Origin of the sequence: Paenibacillus sp. SORGH_AS_0306 (assembly GCF_030819345.1) — a bacterium.
In the GTDB taxonomy this organism is placed as follows: domain Bacteria; phylum Bacillota; class Bacilli; order Paenibacillales; family Paenibacillaceae; genus Saccharibacillus; species Saccharibacillus kyungheensis.
Window position 1 is genome coordinate 1,980,528 of record NZ_JAUTBP010000001.1, and the last position, 21,183, is coordinate 2,001,710.

Below are 21,183 nucleotides of genomic sequence, written 5' to 3' on the forward strand. Positions count from 1 at the left end.
ATCTTGATTTCTTTGATTCTGTTCTCTCAAATTCATCAAACATTATACTTGGGCTCCCTTTCCTTCTATATTTTCTTCCAGACACTTATAGAAATATTCATTCGAAGTAACTTGAATTCAAGACAAAATACTATGGAATTTAACAATTCTTTCTTTAATTTATCGATTTTCTTATTTTTTGATCTTTTGTATAGCATTGCTGTATTCGAAACCTGACGTATGCACGACTAAGAACGAATGTCCGTAGCGTGAATATCATGTTATATGATGATCTCTTATCTTAAACTAATTCCTAAAGATATTTCAATTTATCTTGTCTTTAGATACGCTATTATGCAAAAAGCTTATTTAGAACTTTTTCCTCTAAATAAGCTTTTTTTATTTTTATTTAGACTCAAATAATTCATGATGTAGTTCTTCTATTTTTTCCATTCCAGCTGCTGTAATTTTAAATTTTATTACAGTTTCTTTGTGTTCTAAAGATTCTTCTCGTATTAACTGTATATAATTTTTGTCTTTCAAATACTCATAAGCTTCTTTTTTTTCTAAGAATAAGTTATTATATTCGTTTTGTTTATAAATATGTTGGTTTTCTCTCGTATAAAACAAGTCATTATATATCTTTTCCAATAATTCTATTCTCAAAGATTCTCGATGATAAATAGGCATCTTTCCATCTGCTACTCCTTCTATAATCTCACGTCTCAAGCTAATTAAATAGATTTCACTAGGATTATCCCAAGGTTCACCAGGAGTGAAATAACGAGAGTAAACTTCCTCAAAATGAGATTCTTTCACAGTATCTTTGAGTAATTTAACTAGAAATTCCTTCTTTTTGTTTTTTGAGTAACTTAAAGCTTTTTCTAAATCATTTATTGAATACAAAACTGATAGCTTATCTTTATCTATTAAGCGATTTGATCCCATTGCTCCATCAATATCATCTAACTCTAAGACCAAAGCTAATTGCCACATTCCAAAAAAAATAATACTTGATTTGAAAAATGTATCATCCAATTTTATTTCCTTCTTCTCTAAACTATAAATATAAAAGTACTTTAAAACTTTGAAATACAATTTTAGTTCTTCTCTCCAACCATCATTAGAAACATCTTCATATAACCGAATCTTTTCAAATTCATAATAAGAAACTAAGATGTCAGCATTAGCGTACTCTATGTTTTTATCGAATATTTCGAAAATTGCTTTATTCTGATCCAAACGACTTATACTCTTTTTTAATCTATCTGGTCGGTAAGCTGTGGTAGTCTCAAACATTTGATTAATTGCAACATACAAAGGCCAATAAAATTTATATTTTGAATCTCGCCATTCCTTTTTTTTCTCTCTTTGCTGAATAATTGTATGATTAATAATTTGTCCTCCAGCAGCACCTATAAGCAATGTAATCCATGGGTTAATTGGGAGTAATATTATCCATTCTTGAAAAACTTTATTTATAACAGGTATTACATCTTCTTGCAAAAAAGAATGTAGAGGTTCCAATTTAATAATACAATTAAGTATCACAATTAATATTGCTAACAACAAACATAATAAAATTTTACACTTACGTTTAGAACGAAAACACAATAAACACTTTTTGAAATTATATTTTAAATGGTAATGATTTTCGATCCTAAAGTTTTTAATATTAATCTCCCCCCACTCTATATATTCTATTTTCAATAACTTAACTAATTTAACACCAAGTTGGCTTTCTCTTATCTCTTTTGTACTTTTAGAGATTTTTATATAATATTCCTGTGTTCACGACATGGCATATGCTAGGTATCAAGCGAAATGCAGGATCGAGAACGAATGTCCAATAGCAAATAATATATTAGCTGATATTCATTATTTCCTTGTATCTCTTACAAACATCTCTAATATTTTTTCTGCCTCTTTAACTGGAAGATTGTTGATTTTAAAATCTAGACTATCTGAGTTTAAATGTATAAGTTTATCCTCAATTGTTACCAATGCAATATCTCCAACTACATCTTTATAATCAATTTTAAACTTATAAATAATTAGAGCTGATTCGACTAATTTATTTGTGTCATATAAGTTAATAGCTGTCTGATGTATTCGTAATAAACATTTAAAAGCTTGCTCAATATGAGGTAATAAATCAAATTCTTGTTCCATTTCATTAAGTTTTACTTTGTTGGGCCATTTATAATCTGACATTAAACGGTCTCTGTTTACAATGACACTAAGTAGTTTATTTTCATTCTCATCTAACATAGTGTGTACTTTAGAAATTGGAAAATCGCAGTGTAAAGTAAAGTTTCTCAACTCATAGACGAACCTATAGGAGAAGTAACTGTCAAACTCCACTGCCGTTGATGCTTTGAATTCTTTAACTTGATTTGAATCATTACCATATAGTCTTTTTAAATGCGTTTCCCAATGATCTAGAAATGATTTAAAAGACGCTAGATATTTAAGCAATAATGACGGTAATTCACTTAGAAAAGAAGCTGTATCTATATTATTTGCGTCATCTAAATAATCAATTATAAATTTATTCATCACCTCTTTATCTTTTTTTACTATTGAAATTCTTTTATAATTGTTTACAAATTTATTTATACGTTCCGAATGCTCTACAAAATACTGGAATTCTACTTCAGAAATATCTTTAAGATTTGTTAATGTATTTCCATAAAAACTTGCTATACTTTTCATAAGATAATCCTTTCCTATTTAAATTTTAGCTAACTTCATATTTACGAACATCTATAGTTCCTCTCTAAACAAGACATTCCCGATATTAATACTTGCTCACCTTCCTTTAGCATTCTGCTATCCGTAAAATTTAGTGTTCAAGAAACTCAATCGTTCTATTCTCTAGTAGATTGATAGCAAAGAAATGCTTACTTGGCTGAGTAATAAAGCATGTTTTTTTACAACAATATAATAATTATCCAATTCAAAAGTAACCATATCGAAGAAAAAGGACTGAATTTGTAAAGTATAACCGGTGATCATATTATCGCTATATTCTCTTCACTTCAATATTATGGTTTTAACCCTTATATTATCATCCAATCCAATATTCTGGAAATTATTTTAATCACAAAAGGGCTTCCAGATGATAACCATCTAAAAGCCCATTTTCCTTCAGCACTCATCATTATTCTTTAAAATAAAGTACACTATCCATCAACTCGGTGACCAGTTACCATACCACGCATAACCCGTTCTTCTCTCCTGATCAATATCACTCAATTTGTACTTCACAATACCATCACGTCCGACAAAGATAGGCTTGTTCGTATTCAATTCATAAAATCTTGCCCAGATCGGCTTGGTAACACTGGCATCATTGACTACGACTACATCATTATTTGCTTTCACCACTTTGATCCCTACAATTTGCACAGCTTTGAACCAATCTTCCGCCGCTTTGATCGAAGTCGCGATCTGTGAAGTGGAAGGTCTAGTTTTGAGGAATTTCACGATAGTCGCACTTTCTTTGGAGCTCAGTGAAGGCACTTCATAGATGCGCGCTGGTGCAGGTTGGAGTGTATTGGAATCATGTTGTTGACCCCATACGGTTAGTTTGCCTCCTGACGTGACTTGAGTTTTCAACAGGCAAGTGACTCCTTTATCGACAGACTGTTTGCTTTTACTCGCTAGATTGCTATCGACAAATGCAAAGTCCCCTTTTTTATTAGAAACTTCGTCCAGTAGAATCATCACATTGATCATCGCATCATCATTATATGTAATATGCGTATGATACCCGGAGCTTTGATAGACTTGTGGCCATCCGCCGTTAGCATATTGCATATTAATTAGAAAATTAACGCCTTTGATCGCAGCAGCCGAATATTTGCTATCTTTGGTTTTGGTGTATTCACTTGCCAGTCTGCGAATCTCGGTATACGTTGCTTTGTTGTCGATCGTCGATTTCGCCCAATCTCCACTCGTTTCTGCATAATCCTTTTTCCAGCCACCATCTGCTTGTTGATTTTTGATAATATCTGCGAGGCTTGCTGTTGTTCCCGAAGCATCTGCCGCCATAATCGTAGTAGTAGGTTGTAACAGCGCCACCGGTACAGACATGAGCATAGTGAAAGCGAGCGCAATCGATATTCTGTTGTTTTTCATATCAATAAATCTCCTTTAGAATCCATTTTTTGATAACGCTTACAGATATTAATAGCGAGTTTAGTCTATTTTTTTATTTTTGTAAATAATTTCCTTTTAATTTGATATTGGATATAAAAAAACAGATCAAAGCTATAATAAATAGCTCGATCTGTTATGTGATTGGTCATTATTTGTGTTGTTGAACCGAAATTATCTTTACATTTATTCGATCTTCGCACCCAAAGAACGTGCTAATAAGACAGCCTGTTCTCGATCTAACTTGGTGTTTTTGATCACCAATACTTTCATATCTACCCCTTCAAGATTTGCACCTCTGAGGTCTGTTCCATGTAGATTGGCTTTGATTAATACCGCTCCGGTTAGATCACATTTTCTCAAGTCTGCTAGGGAGAGATCCGCATTAGAGAAATCTGTTTCGTAGAATTTAATCTCTCGCAAATCTTGCTTTTTGAATATCGTATAGCTCAAATTCGTATACGACCAATCGCCCTGATTGAGCGTGATTCCATCCATTTGAGCGCCGGCAAAGTCCGACCCTGTCATTTTGCACAAGTTAAATTTGGCAACAAACAGATTAGCACCAGTAAATGAGCAATTTTCAAAAGCGGATTCGGTATGTATCGAACCGTTCAATGTTGCTCCTTTAAAATCACACTCGATAAATCGGCAATAACTGGTTTCTATTTCATCCATCGATACATTCATAAATGTACATTTTTTGAACGTACAACGAATCAGTTCACCATACCGCAAATCTCGTCCATCAAATTCAACTGCATCGTATTCTTGATCTTTATATTGATACACAATAGACCTCCAAAATAAATAAAATCATCTAAGCAAATCCATTTTAATATACCATATAGGTGTCAAGTCCCTGCTTAAATGATGTTAAAAGTCAATCCATTTTTTTGTAGATGTAGCAGTATGGTTTTGACAAATTTCTGGATCTCATGCTATCGTATAAAGCAATTACATATCTGGATTGTAACCGCTTACGTGGGCAAAACCTATAAGACTATGTTGGAAGAAGACTGCTCTTCTTTCTATCGTAGCTTTGGGTTTTGCCCTTTTTGTGTATTTACAAAAATCATTCCAGATGAATCAAGCTAACATTAAGGAGGAATTATGTTGAGAAAAAAAGTAAGTATTTACGGGGTGACAATCTTTGCTTTGTTAATGATTCCAGTAGTATTCATCTCCAAACCTTCGATCGCAGAAGCTTCGTCTGTACAGTCGGTAGTCGCCAACACGTATATCGGTGACGCAGGAACTATGGTGGAGTCATTTGATATCACTGTGAATAACATCAGTACATATGATGATCTGCAATCTAGCGATCTGGATATTACAGGTAATTATAACGGTTATCCGCTAAATGAAGCTGGCGAGATTGTACAACAGAATTACGATAATGATGGTATAGAACTATCGATCAACGATCAGACGATTCATATGAAAGTGGCTCCATTCCGATATCCGGGTGGTTATGTATCACCATTTGCTGTTACAAGCAGTAGCTATCCTGAATTATCTTTTACGAAAGACAATGTGAGCAAAGTGAATACACGTACAGTCGATGATTTTAAATCCAGTTCATTTACAGCAAGCAATGGAGCGACTTTACCTTATCGGTTCAAAGAAATGTCATCTGCAAAGCCCCAACCTCTAGTCGTCTGGCTTCATGGCGGTGGTGAATTTGGAACCGATAATATGAAGCAATTAACCGAGAATCGCGGAGCTACGGTCTGGACAGAATCAGGTAAAGACACTTCTGTGCTCGCTGTACAATATCCGCAAAATTACGGTTGGGCGATCTATAATAATCCGGTAGAATTATCACAAATGCAAGCGTACTTCACTCTTCAATATGAACTGATTCAACAGTTGGTAGATGAAGGGAAAGTTGATCTAGAACGAATCTATCTGGTCGGTGTATCTAGTGGTGGCGGTGGTGCACTGCGATTTATGATGCAGTACCCTGATCTATTTGCAGGTAGTATTGTGATTGCAGCCAAAGATGCTGTTGCCGATTATAAAGGAAGTGTAGAACCATTCAAGCAAGCACTTCAACCTTTAACCGATACTCCGATCTGGCTGATCCATGCAGAAAATGATCCGACTACAGATAGCAGAACTACTACATTATCTTATCAAGCATTGACTGAACTGGGATCAACCAAAGTCAAGCAAACGCTATATAGCGATGAGTTTATGACAGAACACCATTTCTACGATAAAATGTTGCACTGGTCATGGGTTCCTGCATTTAACAATTCTGAAGTCGTTAACTGGTTATTTGATCAATCCCGATCCAATCAGATTGTTCATGCCAACCTAGCAGACGATGCAACAGTTACACGTGCTCAATTAGCACATGCACTTGCGAATGTTCTTCAACTACCTGAACCGACAGCCACACCATCATTTGCAGATATTTCAAATTCAAATATGAACAAACAGATTCAACAGGTGACTGCTCAAGGGTTAATGAAAGGAATGACGGCAACTACATTTGCACCAGATGACAAAGTGACTCGTGCTCAATTAGCTACAGTTATCTCTAACTGGATTAATATGACGGAGCAATCTACAGAGTCGAAGTCTCCAATTGTTATTACCGATGTACCTCAACAACACTGGGCCTATGCTTCTATCGAACATGTCTTGCAGATGAAATTAATGAAAAATGACTCAACTTCTCTATTTCACCCTGCTCAACAGGTGACTGGCAAAGAAGTCAATCAGCTACTAACAGAGATAGCACAATCTTATTCATAATGAACCAAATAAACAGCAAAACGGTATCTAATTAAAAAGATACCGTTTTTTTGTTGCTTCTATTACGAATTTGGGCTACTTTTAATAGATATGACTTGTATCATATCGATGTATTTTTCACAATTCAATTACTAAGTGTTCTAAAATTGTTCACATTTAAATGACATTATTATTAACGAAGTCAAGTTACAGAATTCACCTACTATAAACAGTGATATAATTACTACATTATATAGTATAAAATTTTAATTATATAGAAATGGGTAGATAATAATGATGAATAATAGTGCGCAGTCTAACATTACAGTGGAATACAGTTCAATACCAAAAGCTTTTTTTGATACAATTAAAGTCGGTATTATTAAATCTAATCTGATTGCTGTTATTGCTGGTCTATGTATGGCACTTTATGTATTTAATGAATCCGTCTGGGGACAGATTGTACCGATTATTCTTGCTATGGTGGGTTCGACTTTGATTATTGCTTCCGCAGGAGCATTTAATAACTTGTATGACCGGGATATTGATGCGATTATGGAACGAACCCGAACCCGTCCGACAGTTACCGGCCAAGTGGATACCAAAGTAGGTTTGATTATCGGTTTTACGATGACAATTTTGGGTGCTATTGTATTGTATATGGCTACGCCAATGGCGGCTGTATTCGGTATATTGGGGCTTTTTCTTTATGTCGTCCCTTATACCATGTGGACCAAACGTACAACCGTATACAACACTGAAGTAGGTAGTCTTTCAGGAGCAGTTCCTCCACTAATTGGTTGGTGTGCGATTTCACAAGATTTAGGGCATTTCGAAATTTGGGCACTTGTTGTAACAATGTTACTATGGCAGATGCCTCATTTCTACGGTATTGCAATTCGCAGATTTGATGAATACAAAGCAGCTGGCGTACCTATGCTTCCGATCGTCAAAGGAATCAAACGCACGTATATTCAGACGAATGTGTATATCGTTTTATTATTATTCTCAAGCTTTTTATTCTGGACACTCAGTCCATATGTAACACTTGTATCATTCCTAGTAACACTCGCTTGGTTGTACTTGAGCGTATCTACATTTAAGAAATACGAAAACAAAAAATGGTCACACAAAATGTTTATCTTCTCGATCAATCATATTACAATCATTTTCTTAATGATTATCGCTTACTGTTTGATCGCTTAAGATAACCAATTGTTATTGATTATGTAAGCTATTATCGACTCTCTCTACTACAGGGAAATCGATAATAGCTTTTTTTATTTTTGCATTAGAGAAACTTTTTTTCCTTACGTGAGTTTAACCTTTTAAGCGGGCAAACCGAATATACATAAGTGAGTACTATTCTAACCGGAAAGAAGATGAGATAACGATGAATCGAAATCAACGAAATGTATGGATAACGATAGCTTTTGCGATGGTCATGAGCTTTTTTATTCTACTCCCTTCAACAACTCAAGCTGCATCTACACAGATTATGCTCGATAACCAAGCTGTCGAAGGCGCAGGCGATGTAATGATCACCAATCAGACTACAATGGTTCCTATTCGAGTGATCTCTGAAAAGTTAGGCTATAAAGTCAAATGGAAGCAATCCGATCAGCTTATTACGATTTCTAACGCTGCCGCCACGATCAAGCTAATCGTAGGTCAACCTCATGCAGATGCGACCAGTGGTACTGTTGTATTAGAACAAGCTCCATTTATGAAGTCTAATACGACTTATGTACCTTTGCGCTTTGTCGGGACGCAGATGGGCTTGAAAGTAAAATGGGATAACATATCCAAAACAGTCTATTTGGAAAAAGTAGCTGCTGGCCCTGATACCAATAACGGTTCCACTCCTGATCCGAACAATACAACGATTGAAGGTATTAGTTATAGCGACAATCGCTTAATGATTTCGTCTAGCAATCAGGTAAAGCCGGTAGGCTCGGTACTGACTAATCCGAATCGGATCGTTATTGATTTCCCGAATACGTCTTTTGGTAAAGGATTCTTACAAGGAACTGAATTAAAACAAGGTGAAGTCGGAACAATCCCTGTTACTGGGTCAGCAGATGTGAAGCAGATTCGTTACTCTATATTCAGTAGCCAACCTTCTCAAGTGCGTGTTGTGATCGATCTAAATCAAAGTAAAACGTACAAATTGTATCAGCAAAATGATCTAACGTTTGTTGATCTGAATACAACTGCAACAACCAAGCCTGTAGGTTCTAATGGCAAAAAAGTAGTTATTATCGATCCAGGACATGGAGATACGGATTCTGGTGGTATCGGAGCTACGGGAGTACTTGAAAAAAATGTAGTACTTAAAGTAGGTAACAAAGTAGCGGCACTGCTCAAAAAGGAACCTAAAATCGACCTGATTATGACGCGTACAGATGATACATTTATTCCTTTAGACAGTCGGGTCAAAATTGCTGAAGATGCTAATGCCGATGTATTTCTATCGATTCATGGGAATGCGGCTCCTAACAAAGATGCCAGCGGCACAGAAACATTCTATGCAGATACCAAGCGCAGTAAATTGTTATCGGATATTATTCAAAAACATGTACTTGCAGCTACTGGCTTCAAAGATCGCAATTCCAAGCAAGCGAACTATCTAGTGATTCGCAAAACAACAATGCCAGCAGCACTGCTTGAAATTGGATTTTTGACCAACAAAAAAGAAGAAGCCATCATGGTACAAGATGATTTTCAAAATAAAGTAGCTGAAGCGATTGTTGCCGGACTTAAAGAATATTTGAATATCTAATAACCATTGTGCATGATAAGATCCGCAATATAACAATGAATGATCCGATTCTATACCAAAAGAGCGTTCTTCACTATCTATGAAGAACGCTCTTTGTATGTTGTTAGATCAATGTCGATAATGATTCAGGTGTGAAATTATGCAGTTCTTGAGTACGGTTTTCACGTATTTTGATCGCCCAATCAGGGTCACTAATCAGCGCACGTCCTACAGCGACAAGATCGAACTCATTAGCATCTAGGCGTTCCAACAAACCGTTGATATCCTTCTGTTCTGAGCCTGTTCCTTCGGTGTAAAGCGTTGTAAAATCGCTATCCAATCCTACCGAACCGACAGTAATCGTTGGCTTGCCTGTTAACTTCTTGATCCATCCTGCTAGACTAAGAGGTGATCCTTCAAAAGCAGGCTCCCAGAAACGGCGTGTCGAGCAATCGAAAATATCTACTCCTGCCTGCACTAATACGTCAAGAAATTCTCCTAGCTGTTCAGGTGTATCAAACAATGTAGCTTGATAATCACTCATTTTCCATTGAGATAAACGAATAGCTATCGGATAATCTGGCCCGACTTCTGCGCGGATACGCTGAATGATCTCGACAGCAAATTGAGCACGCTTGATGAAGTCTCCTCCATAACGATCGGTACGTTGATTGGTTTTCTCCCAGAAAAATTGATCGATAAGATAACCATGAGCACCATGAATCTCTACACCGTCAAAACCGATTTTTTGCGCTTGCACCGCCCCATCTACAAAAGCTTGTATCACTTCATCTATATCCTGCTGAGTCATTGGATCAGTTACAAGATTACCATCAAAATCAAGACCCGATGGAGCCAATGATGGTGCTTCTGGATGAGGCAAAGAACCTGCTGGACGAGCAATTCCCATATGACCGAATTGAGGGAATATTTTGCCCCCTGCTTCATGTACCTGACGTACTACTTCCGCCCATCCTTGCAAAGCTTCTTCTCCATAAAAGTTAGGGATATTAGGTTCACTGATCACCGCAGGATGATCGATATTGGTACTTTCTGTGATAATAAGACCGACTCCCTTTTCAGCACGGCGACGATAATACGTAGCTACATCTTCTCCAGGCACACCATTGATCGAAAACATACGACTCATCGGAGCCATAACAATTCGAGTCGGTAGCGTTAATGTCCCTAGTGTATATGGTTGAAATAAAGCTTCAGTTGAATGAGTTTGTTGTTGCTGTTGATTGTTCAAAATAGCACCTCCTGATTGGTATACATCGATCCTATCAAGCTTTGATATGCTCTACAACCAACAATGTTTCTGTTATTTTGCTTAAGCAACATATTGATGATATTGTTGTTTATCTTTTAAATGCTTGTTGCTACAATAGTGTGCGTTTATAATAAGAAACAACAACTGAACCGAAAGTGGTGTATAACTATGGCAAGCGTTCTTTCTCCCAATCCCAATGACCCCCGGGTTATTCGTACAAGACAGTTGATTTTGGATTCCTTTTTGGCACAACTTCATAATAGTGATTTTGACACAATTACGATTAGCGATATTACCAAGCATGCGACGATTAATCGCGCGACATTTTATGCTCATTTTCCTGATAAATATGCGTTACTTGAAGCGATTTTTTCGGATAGCTTTTTGCAATTCGTTGTTAATAAAGTAGATAATCATATTAATCTAACAGAAGAAATGATTTATGAGCTAGTGATGGCGCTATGTGAATATCATGATTCAAGTATGACTTGTATTAAAAAATACGATTCGGTTTCTGCCATTATGGAGGAAAATATTAAGACCCAACTAGAGAAATTTATACTTAAGTTAATTACTCAAGAACATGCTGATGCAGATCCTAATACATTAACAACGGCTGCTACAATGATCAGTTGGGCAATATATGGAGTGGCTTACCAGTGGAAAAAAAATAATCAGCAACAATCTTCATCTGCTCTGGCTGAAAGTGTAGTTCCGATTGTGATGAGCGGACTTCATATATTACATGCAACGCAAAAAGGCTGATATATAATATCAGCCTTTAAGTTATAACGTATTTTTTTATAATGTTTTTATAAATCCAATAATACGATTGGCTAATCGCTCATGCCCTTTTTGATTAGGGTGCAGTCCGTCAGGTATACCGTTTTCTCCTGTAAAATACATATTTTTGTGAACTTCCAGTAGTGGCTGAATCCCTGCTGTATTCCATAGGTCACAACAAGGAAAAGAATAGAGCGAAGCGACTTCTCGTACAGCTTGAACGTAATCGCTATAAACTTTACCTGTTGTTCTGTTCGGTAAATGCTCAGGTACGATATTGCTTGATCCATGAGGTGGAGTCAAAAAGATAATTAAGCGATCAGGATAATATTGAATAAGTCCCTCAGCAATATGTTTTAAAGCCCCATAAAAAGTATGTGTATCGTCCACAGAAGTATTTATATCTCCAAATTCATTTTCTACTGATGAGAAATCATTTCGACCTCCCATAAAAAAGATGATATCTGCGTGTTTATTCATATGTTGATATCGTTCACACATCGGTTCCCATCCGCCACTAGATACACTGCTTCCAGAAATCCCATGATTTTCATAAGAACTCAAACCTAAGCTTTCACTAACTAAAGCAGGATATGCTTGTTCTCCTTCTTTTAATTCATAACCAAATGTAATACTATCTCCTAAAAAAACAGCTGTTTGATTCTGATATAATGCACACATATATGTAGCTCCTTTCTTTTGTATACCGATTACTAATATAGCAAAGGTATTTATAAGAAAGATAGCTTACTAAGCATTTGAAAAAGGATTTCTATAATAAAGTGCTTTGTTATAAAGGAAATAGATAAGCAAATGGATCATCTGGTTTAGAGTTCTTCTTTTCTATATCTGATACTTTATCTGTTGCTGCATAACTAGCACTGAGTAAAATGAAAATACATAATAATATCCATAGAAGTAATCCTGAAATGAGTAACATAATACTCCCTTCTTTCTATTTTGATTGTCTTTTTTGGATGGCTATATTAACAGATTCAGAGCTTAATAGCATCGCTACTATAAAAATTAGCACGACAACAGGAAATAGCTGAATACTCCATTGAGAAGCTAAAATACCAAACAGCGGTGGCAAAAAGGTGGTACCTGTATAAGCGACAGCCATCTGGTAACCGATCAATTTAGCCGAATTGGCTTTGCCAAAGCGATGTGGCGTTTCATGGATTAATCCTGGATATACCGGTGCAAAGCCTACACCAATCAGAATCAGTCCGATCATACTAGCGATGTCTGGTAAAGGAAGTAACATGATTACTCCTCCACTAACCGCTATAATCTGACCTGCCAAAATCAAAATACGGTTATTGACTTTGAGCGTGATAAATCCTGTAATCAATCGACCAACTGTAATTCCACCATAATATAAAGACACCCATAGAGCGGCTGTCTCAGCAGTCATGCCTTTTGCACCTACCAGATAACTAGCACCCCATAATCCTACAGTGGATTCTACTCCGCAATAGAATAGGAATGCGATTAATGTCATTTTGACGCCTTTGATACGGATCGGATGAACTTTTTTCACATTCGAATCTGTAGACGTATCAGATATGGATGATAATGGATCAGATATATCAGTAGCTTCAGCTTTAGATTGCTGAAGATCGGCTACTTTTTTCCAGAGCGGTAATGTCACCAGTAAAATAAGTACCAGTCCCCACTGAATCATAGAAACGGTTGAATAGCCTTCACGCCACGATCCATGTTGAGCAATAAAGTAAGACATAATGATCGGGCCTGTCATAGCGCCCACTCCCCAGAAGCAGTGTAACCAGCTCATATGATGAGCTTTGTAATGATTGGCTACATAATGATTAAGTCCAGCATCTACCGCTCCTGCACCAAGCCCTAGCGGAATCGCTAATAGAGCTAACCATAACAATGAAGGGGCAAATGAGAATCCAAGCAAAGCACCAGCAGTTAAGGCACAGCTAAATAATGTAAGCTTACCTGTTCCCCACTTCTGAATAATAGTTCCACTTACTAGGCTGGATACAATTGTACCTGCGGCAATAATCATCGATAATAGACCCGCAGATTCAAGGGAAGCGCCAATTTGTGGATGCATAACTGGCCATGCTGAACCAAGCAGTGCATCTGGAATCCCCAGACTGATAAAAGCAAGATAAATAATAATCAGAAACCAAGTAGCCATAACGATATAATCCCTCCGCATTTACTATTTACATTTAAATAAACCAACTTAATAAAGATTATTTATTAAGTATGCAATAGAGAACATTGCCTGTCAATATGATTCTAAACTATTTATAAAAAATACTCCCATTATACAATGAGAGCACTTAAATATTAGGAATATGTGAAAGAAAAGGTTCTAACGCTTTGAGAGTTAACCATTTCATCCCTACTTCAAAATCTTGAAGAAAAGAATCTAGAAAAATTAATTCAGGGTATGAAGGCATCAAGCGCTTGACTTGATAAGCTTCCCAATACGGATGCCATTCTTCTTTCTCAATATAACTTTGATACATAATAATCTGTTGTGGTGCTAGAATCGCATTCGTTGTCTGTACCAATTGACATAGCGTTTCGATAAATGTATCTTTGCTCAGATCGCTTTCCCAATCAATATCGATCGGCAAAAATTTGATCTCTCCTGCCATGCCATGTTTTCCTTTGATCAATTGTCCATTCAGATGGATACCCATCCCCGGACAATATTTTTCTGGAAAGTACATGCCAACTATACATTGCTCTTGTGGAGAATCTTGTTTTACATAATATCCAGTGATCGCGGCATTAATATCATTTTCCAACACAACAGGAATCCCAAAATGAGATTGGATATCTTCACTCATTCGTACACCTTGCAAGTTCGGATGACTACTTACAATAATCTGTCCGTCGATCGCTTGACCGGGAATACCGACACCAATCACTTTAATCGCTGGATAACGATCAAGATAATAAGCGATCATTTCATAAAAGCTAGTACGTTCAAAGATCGGCATATGATATTCTTGTTTCTCCAAAATATCTTCTCGCAAATTGATAACGCTGGCTGAAATAGTATCTTTGCCTTGCTTCACGTTCATATAGATCACTAAAGCCATACTGAAATCATAATTATAACGATACGTTAGAGCAGGTCGTCCACCATTCGAAGGAATCATTTTGTCTTCAGCAATCTCACCTTGCTCTACCAAATCTCTAATCAGCGAGTTGATCGTTACCACACTCAATTGAGTCAATTCAGCGATTTGCGGTTTGGTGCCTACTTCGATATCTTTCATCACCCGGCGCACATTGCTTAAATTAATTTCTTTGATTAAATGTGTACTTATCTTTTTCATAATAACCTTTCCTGACATATAATAAATAGGGTTTATTTAGTATGTGTGAAATCCTATAGACTTGTCAAGAAAAGCAGTATTGATCGAGATCAATAGTTATGTGAGCCGTATCTGCAAGTATAATTCAGATCATTATATAAGATCGTTATACTACTATTTTGACACCGAATCCGATAAGCGCAAGCCCGTAAATTTTTGGGAAATAAGCTGAACGTTAGGTTTTTGCATAGAGGTTGAACATGTTGCAGTAACCACACCAGTACGACAAACCAGAGCACTGCAATGGAAGTAAGAATCAATTCTAAATACAGTAATTGCGTATGAATATGATCCTGTGTATTGATAAATTGAAGAATAAACGTAACCTATACGCTATTAACCTGTCGTTAGACCATACATTTTGCAAGCTTCTTCTAATCCACCGACAAAATACGTTTCTGAAGTGGTAAATGCCCATTCCCCATCAATTTTGCGGAATTGACCTAATACTAACGTATCACACACCGTACTCGGCATATATTCGAAAGTATGATACAAATTCAATTCATTATCTATTGTTAATTCGACTTTTTGCTTGTACGCATCCAGTGAACCTACAATAACAATCTTCTCGCAATAAGCCGGCAAGCTGGATAGATCAATATACATCATTTTTTCCCATGCTGTATCATTAATTAGTCGTATACACCCACTGGGATGATCGGTCTGATTATAGAAAATAAGATCTTCATCACTTTCACATTGGTCAGATCCATTGACTAGAAAAGCAGAGATATCAATATCGATTTCATCTTCTGCATCTTTTTTGGAAAGTTTGAGCTTGAGCTCATTTTCATCAGAGACACCGATACGTGAGCGTAGACGATCTTCGACTTTGGCTAACTGCATTTTGTCCCATATTTCTACATCTAACTGTTCTGCTAATTGCAGAGCGGCACGACTAAAGTAGTTGGTGGCTACCACCATATATTTATCACAATTGTACATACGTGCACCTGCATAGACTTCTTGCACCGCTTTGATCGGTACGACATTACTAAAACATTTTAACTGTACAGCTTTGCGTACTCCACCTTTGATAGCGATTAGGTCTACACCATAATCCGGTGCATATGGATCGCTGGTAGGCACTTCGACTTCATAACCCAATTTGGTAAACAAATCCTGCATATGATACTCAAACGTTTTCCCATTTAGAGCGATATCTTCTAAGACTTCAGCTGTAAAATTATACGTATCTGTTAGATCAGGGATTCCATAGTTTGCACCGATTTTTTCCATGCCTGCGTTATAACCATTCCCAATCGCATTAAAGCGCCATTCTTGCTTGTAATAATACAATGCTCCTAATTCCAGAGCAGTATTCGATGCGCAGGTCTCCATATCGATCTGAAAACGAATCAATTCACGATTATCGTAAGTTAGCACACGAATATACAATTGTTCAGGCGTACCATCAGGCATAACTAATGTAAATAGAATCTTATCTTGCCCTGCTTGTTCTATCGCGGATAGATTAACTGTATATTGTTCCATATCTTCTGTCGGTAGTTCTCGACCATCTACATGCGTCATACCAATCGTTGATTTGTTACCGAAAAAAGCGATATTTTCCGCATCTGCTAATTGGTTATTAGTCAGCAACATTGCAGCGCTTAGACATTCTCCTTCTACCGTTTTCCAACCTATGCCTACTTTTAGATTGGTTTGTTCTACTTTAGACTTGGAGCCTTTGATTACATGTTGCGAATCCGCCGTATTTTCGATCTGGCTGATTCGTACTCGTCCATGCATTGGTAGATCAGTTTTGTTCACATACTGAGCAAATTTATTAAGCAATTTGCGATACAATACAGACGTGGCTAGACTGGATATTTTGGGAATATGGGTCAGTATAATATTTTTGGGTGGCTTAGTAGCACAGCGTAACGGCGAACCTTTGATCGAGACAAAATTCCAGAACATATGCGGGGCATTCATCGATTGAATCACTCGTGTATAAGGTGTAACTTCTTCGTCTGTGAACCAGATAATATGAGTTAATTCGCTAGTATGAAATAGTTCTGCAAATAAATCTATTTTTTCTCCGCGTAATGCGTCTTTGCCATAAATCTGTGTTTTCATATATTGGGAAGCGGTATGCTCTGTAAAATCAGGCAATTGATAAAAAGATCCTTCGATCTGCGCCACGACTTGAATCTCACCAAACATCGATAATGGAGAAAGCTTGGTCAATACGGATTGCATATTATTACGTTTCATATATCGTTGTAAGCCGTCGGCTGTATTAATGATAAATATGTACCTCATTTTGGAACCATCGACATCCTGGCGGTTAAGGTAAGACTGATATGATGCTCTATAGTTAGTCGTCGAACTCATGTGAAAACTCCTTTAGTGAAAAAGATAGAAACGATATTTAGGTGATCTAATAATCATTTATATTATTCTAACTTTACCTCTTTTTTCCTAAGAAGGAAATGAAATATTTTATAGTGATTAGTACATCGTGCTTTGGGTCTAATATAATGAGGAGAGCGATATCGTGGAAGGAGAAAAAGAATGACATCATTAAAATGGGTTACTACATCAATCTGGGATGAATCATTATGGCAAAAGATTCAACCTATTTATGAAGAAGCATTTCCACATGGAGCCAAGCCTAAGCGAATTTTGCGGATCATGCTTGAACAGAAAAATTCATTTATTCATGCCTTATTTGATCAAGAACAGGTTATCGCTATGGCTATTACCGGTCTGGTCGGTTCTGCTGCTGAATCTATATTAATTATTGATTATATGGCTGTGCATCAAGATTGGCGAGATCAAGGAATAGGTCTATCTTTTTTGGAACAAATCAAACAGTGGGCTATTGATGAACATGGTATCGCTGCTATTGTGATCGAGGTCGAAGCAGAAGATACTCCGCTCAATCGAAGTCGATTATTATTTTGGGAAAAGTGCGGGTTTATAGCGACTTCTTATGTACATCAATATATCTGGGTTCCAGAACCTTATCGTGCAATGGTATTGCCGTTACAGACTGATTTTGCTGTAACCGATCAAGGCGAATCGTTGTTTCGTTATATTACTTCTTTCCATGAAAAAGCCTACCGTAAAAGGTAGGCTTTATTGGTTATCTATCAAGTTATAGAATGGGATGACAGTACATATTTAGTATATATCGTTGTTGTACTTTAACGTAGTAGATAGTAGTATACGCACGGCTCTTCTTTATACCTTTATAGCGCAGGAGCTGTGAAAGAACGTCCGGCAAACTCTGTATCCATCATATAAAAAGCATTACTATCTTGCTCAATACGACGTAATTTTTGAATCAGATTATCAAATAAAGACTCTTCTTCAACTTGTTCGTCGATAAACCATTTTAAGAAATAGATCGTTGCATGCTCACGCTCATTAAGCGCTAGATCTGCAAGATGATAGAATTTTTCTGTATTTCTTTTCTCATGTGCATAACCATGTTCAAAAACATCAAGCATAGATGTATATTCATTCGTAGGTTCTGGCATAGCTGTCAATGTAGCACGATAACCACGATCATTTAGAAATTTGTAGATTTTCATTGCATGGAAACGTTCCTCTTCTGCTTGTACAATAAAGAAATTTGCAAATCCATCCAGACTTTCTCCTGAACAGTATGCCGCCATCGCCATATACGTATGTGCAGAGTAAAATTCAAAATTCATTTGTTCATTTAGTGCATGTACTAATTCAGTAGCCATGATTCGAACACCTCAACCTCTATGTAATATAGATTGATTATAACACACAATTGACGCACTAATTTTGAATATCCAGTGACACCAAATTGTGACGAAATTGGGTGTAGTCAATATCCCTAGCATAAGCCCTTTTATGCTCTACAGCAAAGTAACTAAAAAAACAGGATCATTTGCACCAAAGTATGCAGATGATCCTATCTGTATGTGTTATGCCTTGCAATAATTAACGATTAGACGATTGAAGCAATCTTGGATTTTCTACTGTATTTTCAGAATACGTCGATGGAGCACTTTCCAAAGCCGGCTCTTCTTTCATCGAAAAAAGGGCTTTTACTTCATTCAGACATAACTTGAATGAGTTACCGATTTCTTTGGTATTTTGCCCTGCACCTTTAATCGTAGCCATAGCTACTTTCAAATCGGCTGACTTCTGCCCTGCTTGTTCTTTAATACGATCGACATTTTTCTTTACGCCATCCACATCTTTTTTGACATCATCTAATGTCAATTTAATCTGATCTGCTGTGCTTTTGCACTTATCGATACTTTTTTTGATATCTTTAATCGGGTTACCCATAGGAACGCCTCCTTGTGTCTTTCTTAATGTTCTCATACTCTCTATTACCCAAAATGACCAACTTAACGTAAAAGATTACTTTTTGCTAAATCAATAATCTCGTCGCCACGTCCATTTAAGATAGCTTTCATGCTCCATACTGTAAATCCTTCTGCTTGTTTGAGAGTGATTTTCGGTGGCATGGATAGTTCTTGACGGTTAATAACCACATCAAGCAATACAGGCCCATCATGAGCGAGCATGCGTTCAATAGCAGAAGGCAAATCAGCCGGATCTTCTACTCGAATTCCCATAATGCCCAGTGCATTAGCTACAGCAGCAAAGTCAGGATTAACCAGCGAAGTACCTGTTTCAAGGAATCCAGCGGCTTTCATTTCCAATTCAACGAATCCTAGTGCTCCATTGTTAAATACAACCGTTTTGATCGGCAATTGGTGTTGTTTTAACGTTAATAGATCGCCCATTAGCATTGATAGTCCACCATCACCGGATAAAGAGATCACCTGACGCTCTGGAGCGGTTGCTTGTGCTCCAATCGCTTGTGGAAGAGCGTTAGCCATTGTTCCATGATTAAATGAGCCTAGAAGACGACGTTGACCGTTCATTTGCAAATAACGAGCTGCCCATACAGTCGGTGTCCCTACATCTGCTGTAAAGATCGCATCTGCTGTAGCTGCATCGCTTAATAATTTCATTAAATATTGTGGATGAATCGGAGTATGTCCTGGTTTGCCGACAGCCAGTTCATCTAACCCTTCGCGTACTTTAGTGTAACGATCTACACATTTCTGCAAATGATTTGAATCATGTTCTGTTGTAAGTAAAGGTAATAGTTGTTCTATCGTATGTTTGACATCTCCACATAATCCGTAGTTCACATTGGTGCGTCTTCCGATATGGGAAGGATCGATATCTACTTGCAAAATAATCGCTTTTTCAGGGTAAAATTGACGATACGGGAAATCGGTACCTAGCATGAGTAGTACATCACAATCCATCATCGTATGATAACCGGATGAATACCCGATCAATCCAGATAAACCTGCAAAATAAGGATTATTGTACTCTAAATGTTCTTTTCCTCTAAGTGCTGTGACCATTGGAGATTGAAGACGCTCTGCTAATTGCATCACTTCTGCATGTGCTCCTTTGCAACCTGCACCACATAAAAGACTGATTTTTTTACCTTCGTTTAAGTAAGTAGCCAGCTTTTGCAATTCATCTGCTGAAGGATGAACGACAGGACGAGTAACATGAGCCGGAATGTCGGATACCGGGTGTTTTCCCGATTCTAGAGCAGCAATATCTCCTGGTAAAATAATAACAGATACTGTCGATTGAGCAATCGCTGTCTGAATTGCCATATTGATCGTACGTGGCATTTGCTTCTCTGTCATAATCGTTTCGCAAAAAGAACTACATTCTTGAAAGATCTGTTCAGGATGAGTCGCTTGAAAATAGCTACTTCCAATCTCATCGCTTGGAATATGAGCGGCAATCGCCAATACAGGCACACGATTACGATAACAATCATACAGTCCATTAATCAAATGCAGATTTCCCGGTCCACTACTTCCTGCACACACAGCAATACTACCTTCTAATTCTGCTTCTGCGCCTGCGGCAAATGCAGCCACTTCTTCATGACGAACATGAATCCATTCTATTTTGCCAGATCGACGTACAGAGTCCATAACTGCATTCAATGAATCTCCTACAATTCCGTAAATGCGTTTAACACCTGAGTTAATTAATGTTTCTACAACGGAATCTGCAATATTTTTTTTCATACACAGTCACCTTCTCTTTTCCTATAGTCTATGTTT

General features: G+C 37.1%; 18 protein-coding genes. 5 read left to right on the top strand and 13 right to left on the bottom strand.

What is annotated here, in order from left to right; all coding sequences use genetic code 11:
• Positions 1-384: 384 nt before the first annotated feature.
• From QE450_RS08510 to QE450_RS08525, 4 genes are all read right to left on the bottom strand, one after another.
• Positions 385-1,485 (bottom strand): hypothetical protein, encoded by a 1,101-nt coding sequence (locus QE450_RS08510; RefSeq protein ID WP_307298523.1) that lies wholly within the window; start codon positions 1,483-1,485, stop codon positions 385-387.
• Between the two features lie 372 nt (positions 1,486-1,857).
• On the bottom strand, positions 1,858-2,694 hold the full coding sequence (locus QE450_RS08515) for a hypothetical protein (protein ID WP_307298524.1): 837 nt from the start codon (positions 2,692-2,694) through the stop codon (positions 1,858-1,860).
• 477 nt (positions 2,695-3,171) lie between these two features.
• Complete coding sequence (gene pelA / locus QE450_RS08520) at positions 3,172-4,122, bottom strand: pectate lyase (protein WP_307298526.1); 951 nt, start codon at positions 4,120-4,122, stop codon at positions 3,172-3,174.
• A gap of 204 nt (positions 4,123-4,326) precedes the next feature.
• On the bottom strand, positions 4,327-4,932 hold the full coding sequence (locus QE450_RS08525; RefSeq protein ID WP_273612400.1) for a pentapeptide repeat-containing protein: 606 nt from the start codon (positions 4,930-4,932) through the stop codon (positions 4,327-4,329).
• A 324-nt stretch (positions 4,933-5,256) separates the two neighbouring features.
• Here QE450_RS08525 and QE450_RS08530 point away from each other — a divergent pair, with 324 nt between their 5' ends.
• The 3 genes from QE450_RS08530 to QE450_RS08540 all read left to right on the top strand — a co-directional run bounded on the left by QE450_RS08530 (position 5,257) and on the right by QE450_RS08540 (position 9,667).
• Positions 5,257-6,906 (top strand): S-layer homology domain-containing protein, encoded by a 1,650-nt coding sequence (locus tag QE450_RS08530; RefSeq protein WP_307298528.1) that lies wholly within the window; start codon positions 5,257-5,259, stop codon positions 6,904-6,906.
• 273 nt (positions 6,907-7,179) lie between these two features.
• On the top strand, positions 7,180-8,091 hold the full coding sequence (cyoE, locus tag QE450_RS08535; protein WP_373461962.1) for a heme o synthase: 912 nt from the start codon (positions 7,180-7,182) through the stop codon (positions 8,089-8,091).
• A 187-nt stretch (positions 8,092-8,278) separates the two neighbouring features.
• Entirely contained in the window at positions 8,279-9,667 is a 1,389-nt protein-coding gene (locus QE450_RS08540; protein WP_307298530.1) for an N-acetylmuramoyl-L-alanine amidase family protein, read from the top strand.
• 103 nt (positions 9,668-9,770) lie between these two features.
• Here QE450_RS08540 and QE450_RS08545 read toward each other — a convergent pair whose 3' ends face one another.
• A complete protein-coding gene (locus QE450_RS08545) occupies positions 9,771-10,898 on the bottom strand; it encodes an NADH:flavin oxidoreductase (RefSeq protein ID WP_307298532.1) in 1,128 nt (375 codons plus the stop codon).
• Between the two features lie 189 nt (positions 10,899-11,087).
• On the opposite strand from QE450_RS08545, the gene QE450_RS08550 reads away from it, so the two are divergent.
• Positions 11,088-11,684: a TetR/AcrR family transcriptional regulator gene (locus QE450_RS08550; RefSeq protein WP_274169926.1), complete on the top strand. Its 597-nt coding sequence runs from the start codon at positions 11,088-11,090 to the stop codon at positions 11,682-11,684.
• Positions 11,685-11,720: 36 nt separating this feature from the next.
• On the opposite strand, the gene QE450_RS08555 is transcribed toward QE450_RS08550, so the two are convergent.
• From QE450_RS08555 to QE450_RS08575, 5 genes are all read right to left on the bottom strand, one after another.
• On the bottom strand, positions 11,721-12,383 hold the full coding sequence (locus QE450_RS08555) for an SGNH/GDSL hydrolase family protein (RefSeq protein ID WP_273612406.1): 663 nt from the start codon (positions 12,381-12,383) through the stop codon (positions 11,721-11,723).
• Positions 12,384-12,492: 109 nt separating this feature from the next.
• Positions 12,493-12,642 (bottom strand): hypothetical protein, encoded by a 150-nt coding sequence (locus QE450_RS08560; protein WP_273612407.1) that lies wholly within the window; start codon positions 12,640-12,642, stop codon positions 12,493-12,495.
• A gap of 15 nt (positions 12,643-12,657) precedes the next feature.
• Positions 12,658-13,875: an MFS transporter gene (locus QE450_RS08565; RefSeq protein WP_301262357.1), complete on the bottom strand. Its 1,218-nt coding sequence runs from the start codon at positions 13,873-13,875 to the stop codon at positions 12,658-12,660.
• A 148-nt stretch (positions 13,876-14,023) separates the two neighbouring features.
• Positions 14,024-15,034, bottom strand: a complete 1,011-nt coding sequence (locus QE450_RS08570; protein ID WP_307298535.1) for an ROK family protein — start codon at positions 15,032-15,034, stop codon at positions 14,024-14,026.
• 375 nt (positions 15,035-15,409) lie between these two features.
• The gene (locus tag QE450_RS08575) at positions 15,410-17,416 is read right to left on the bottom strand and encodes a TerD family protein (protein WP_307298537.1); all 2,007 of its coding nucleotides are present in this window, start codon (positions 17,414-17,416) and stop codon (positions 15,410-15,412) included.
• A 180-nt stretch (positions 17,417-17,596) separates the two neighbouring features.
• On the opposite strand from QE450_RS08575, the gene QE450_RS08580 reads away from it, so the two are divergent.
• On the top strand, positions 17,597-18,160 hold the full coding sequence (locus QE450_RS08580; RefSeq protein ID WP_273612411.1) for a GNAT family N-acetyltransferase: 564 nt from the start codon (positions 17,597-17,599) through the stop codon (positions 18,158-18,160).
• Positions 18,161-18,276: 116 nt separating this feature from the next.
• Here the strand turns inward: QE450_RS08580 and QE450_RS08585 are convergent, their stop codons facing one another.
• The 3 genes from QE450_RS08585 to poxB all read right to left on the bottom strand — a co-directional run bounded on the left by QE450_RS08585 (position 18,277) and on the right by poxB (position 21,147).
• The gene (locus tag QE450_RS08585; RefSeq protein WP_273612412.1) at positions 18,277-18,780 is read right to left on the bottom strand and encodes a ferritin; all 504 of its coding nucleotides are present in this window, start codon (positions 18,778-18,780) and stop codon (positions 18,277-18,279) included.
• 223 nt (positions 18,781-19,003) lie between these two features.
• A complete protein-coding gene (locus tag QE450_RS08590; protein WP_307298541.1) occupies positions 19,004-19,357 on the bottom strand; it encodes a DUF948 domain-containing protein in 354 nt (117 codons plus the stop codon).
• Positions 19,358-19,419: 62 nt separating this feature from the next.
• Positions 19,420-21,147 carry a ubiquinone-dependent pyruvate dehydrogenase gene (gene poxB / locus QE450_RS08595; protein ID WP_274169921.1) on the bottom strand — a complete coding sequence of 576 codons (1,728 nt, stop codon included), beginning with the start codon at positions 21,145-21,147 and terminating at the stop codon, positions 19,420-19,422.
• Between the last annotated feature and the right edge of the window lie 36 nt (positions 21,148-21,183).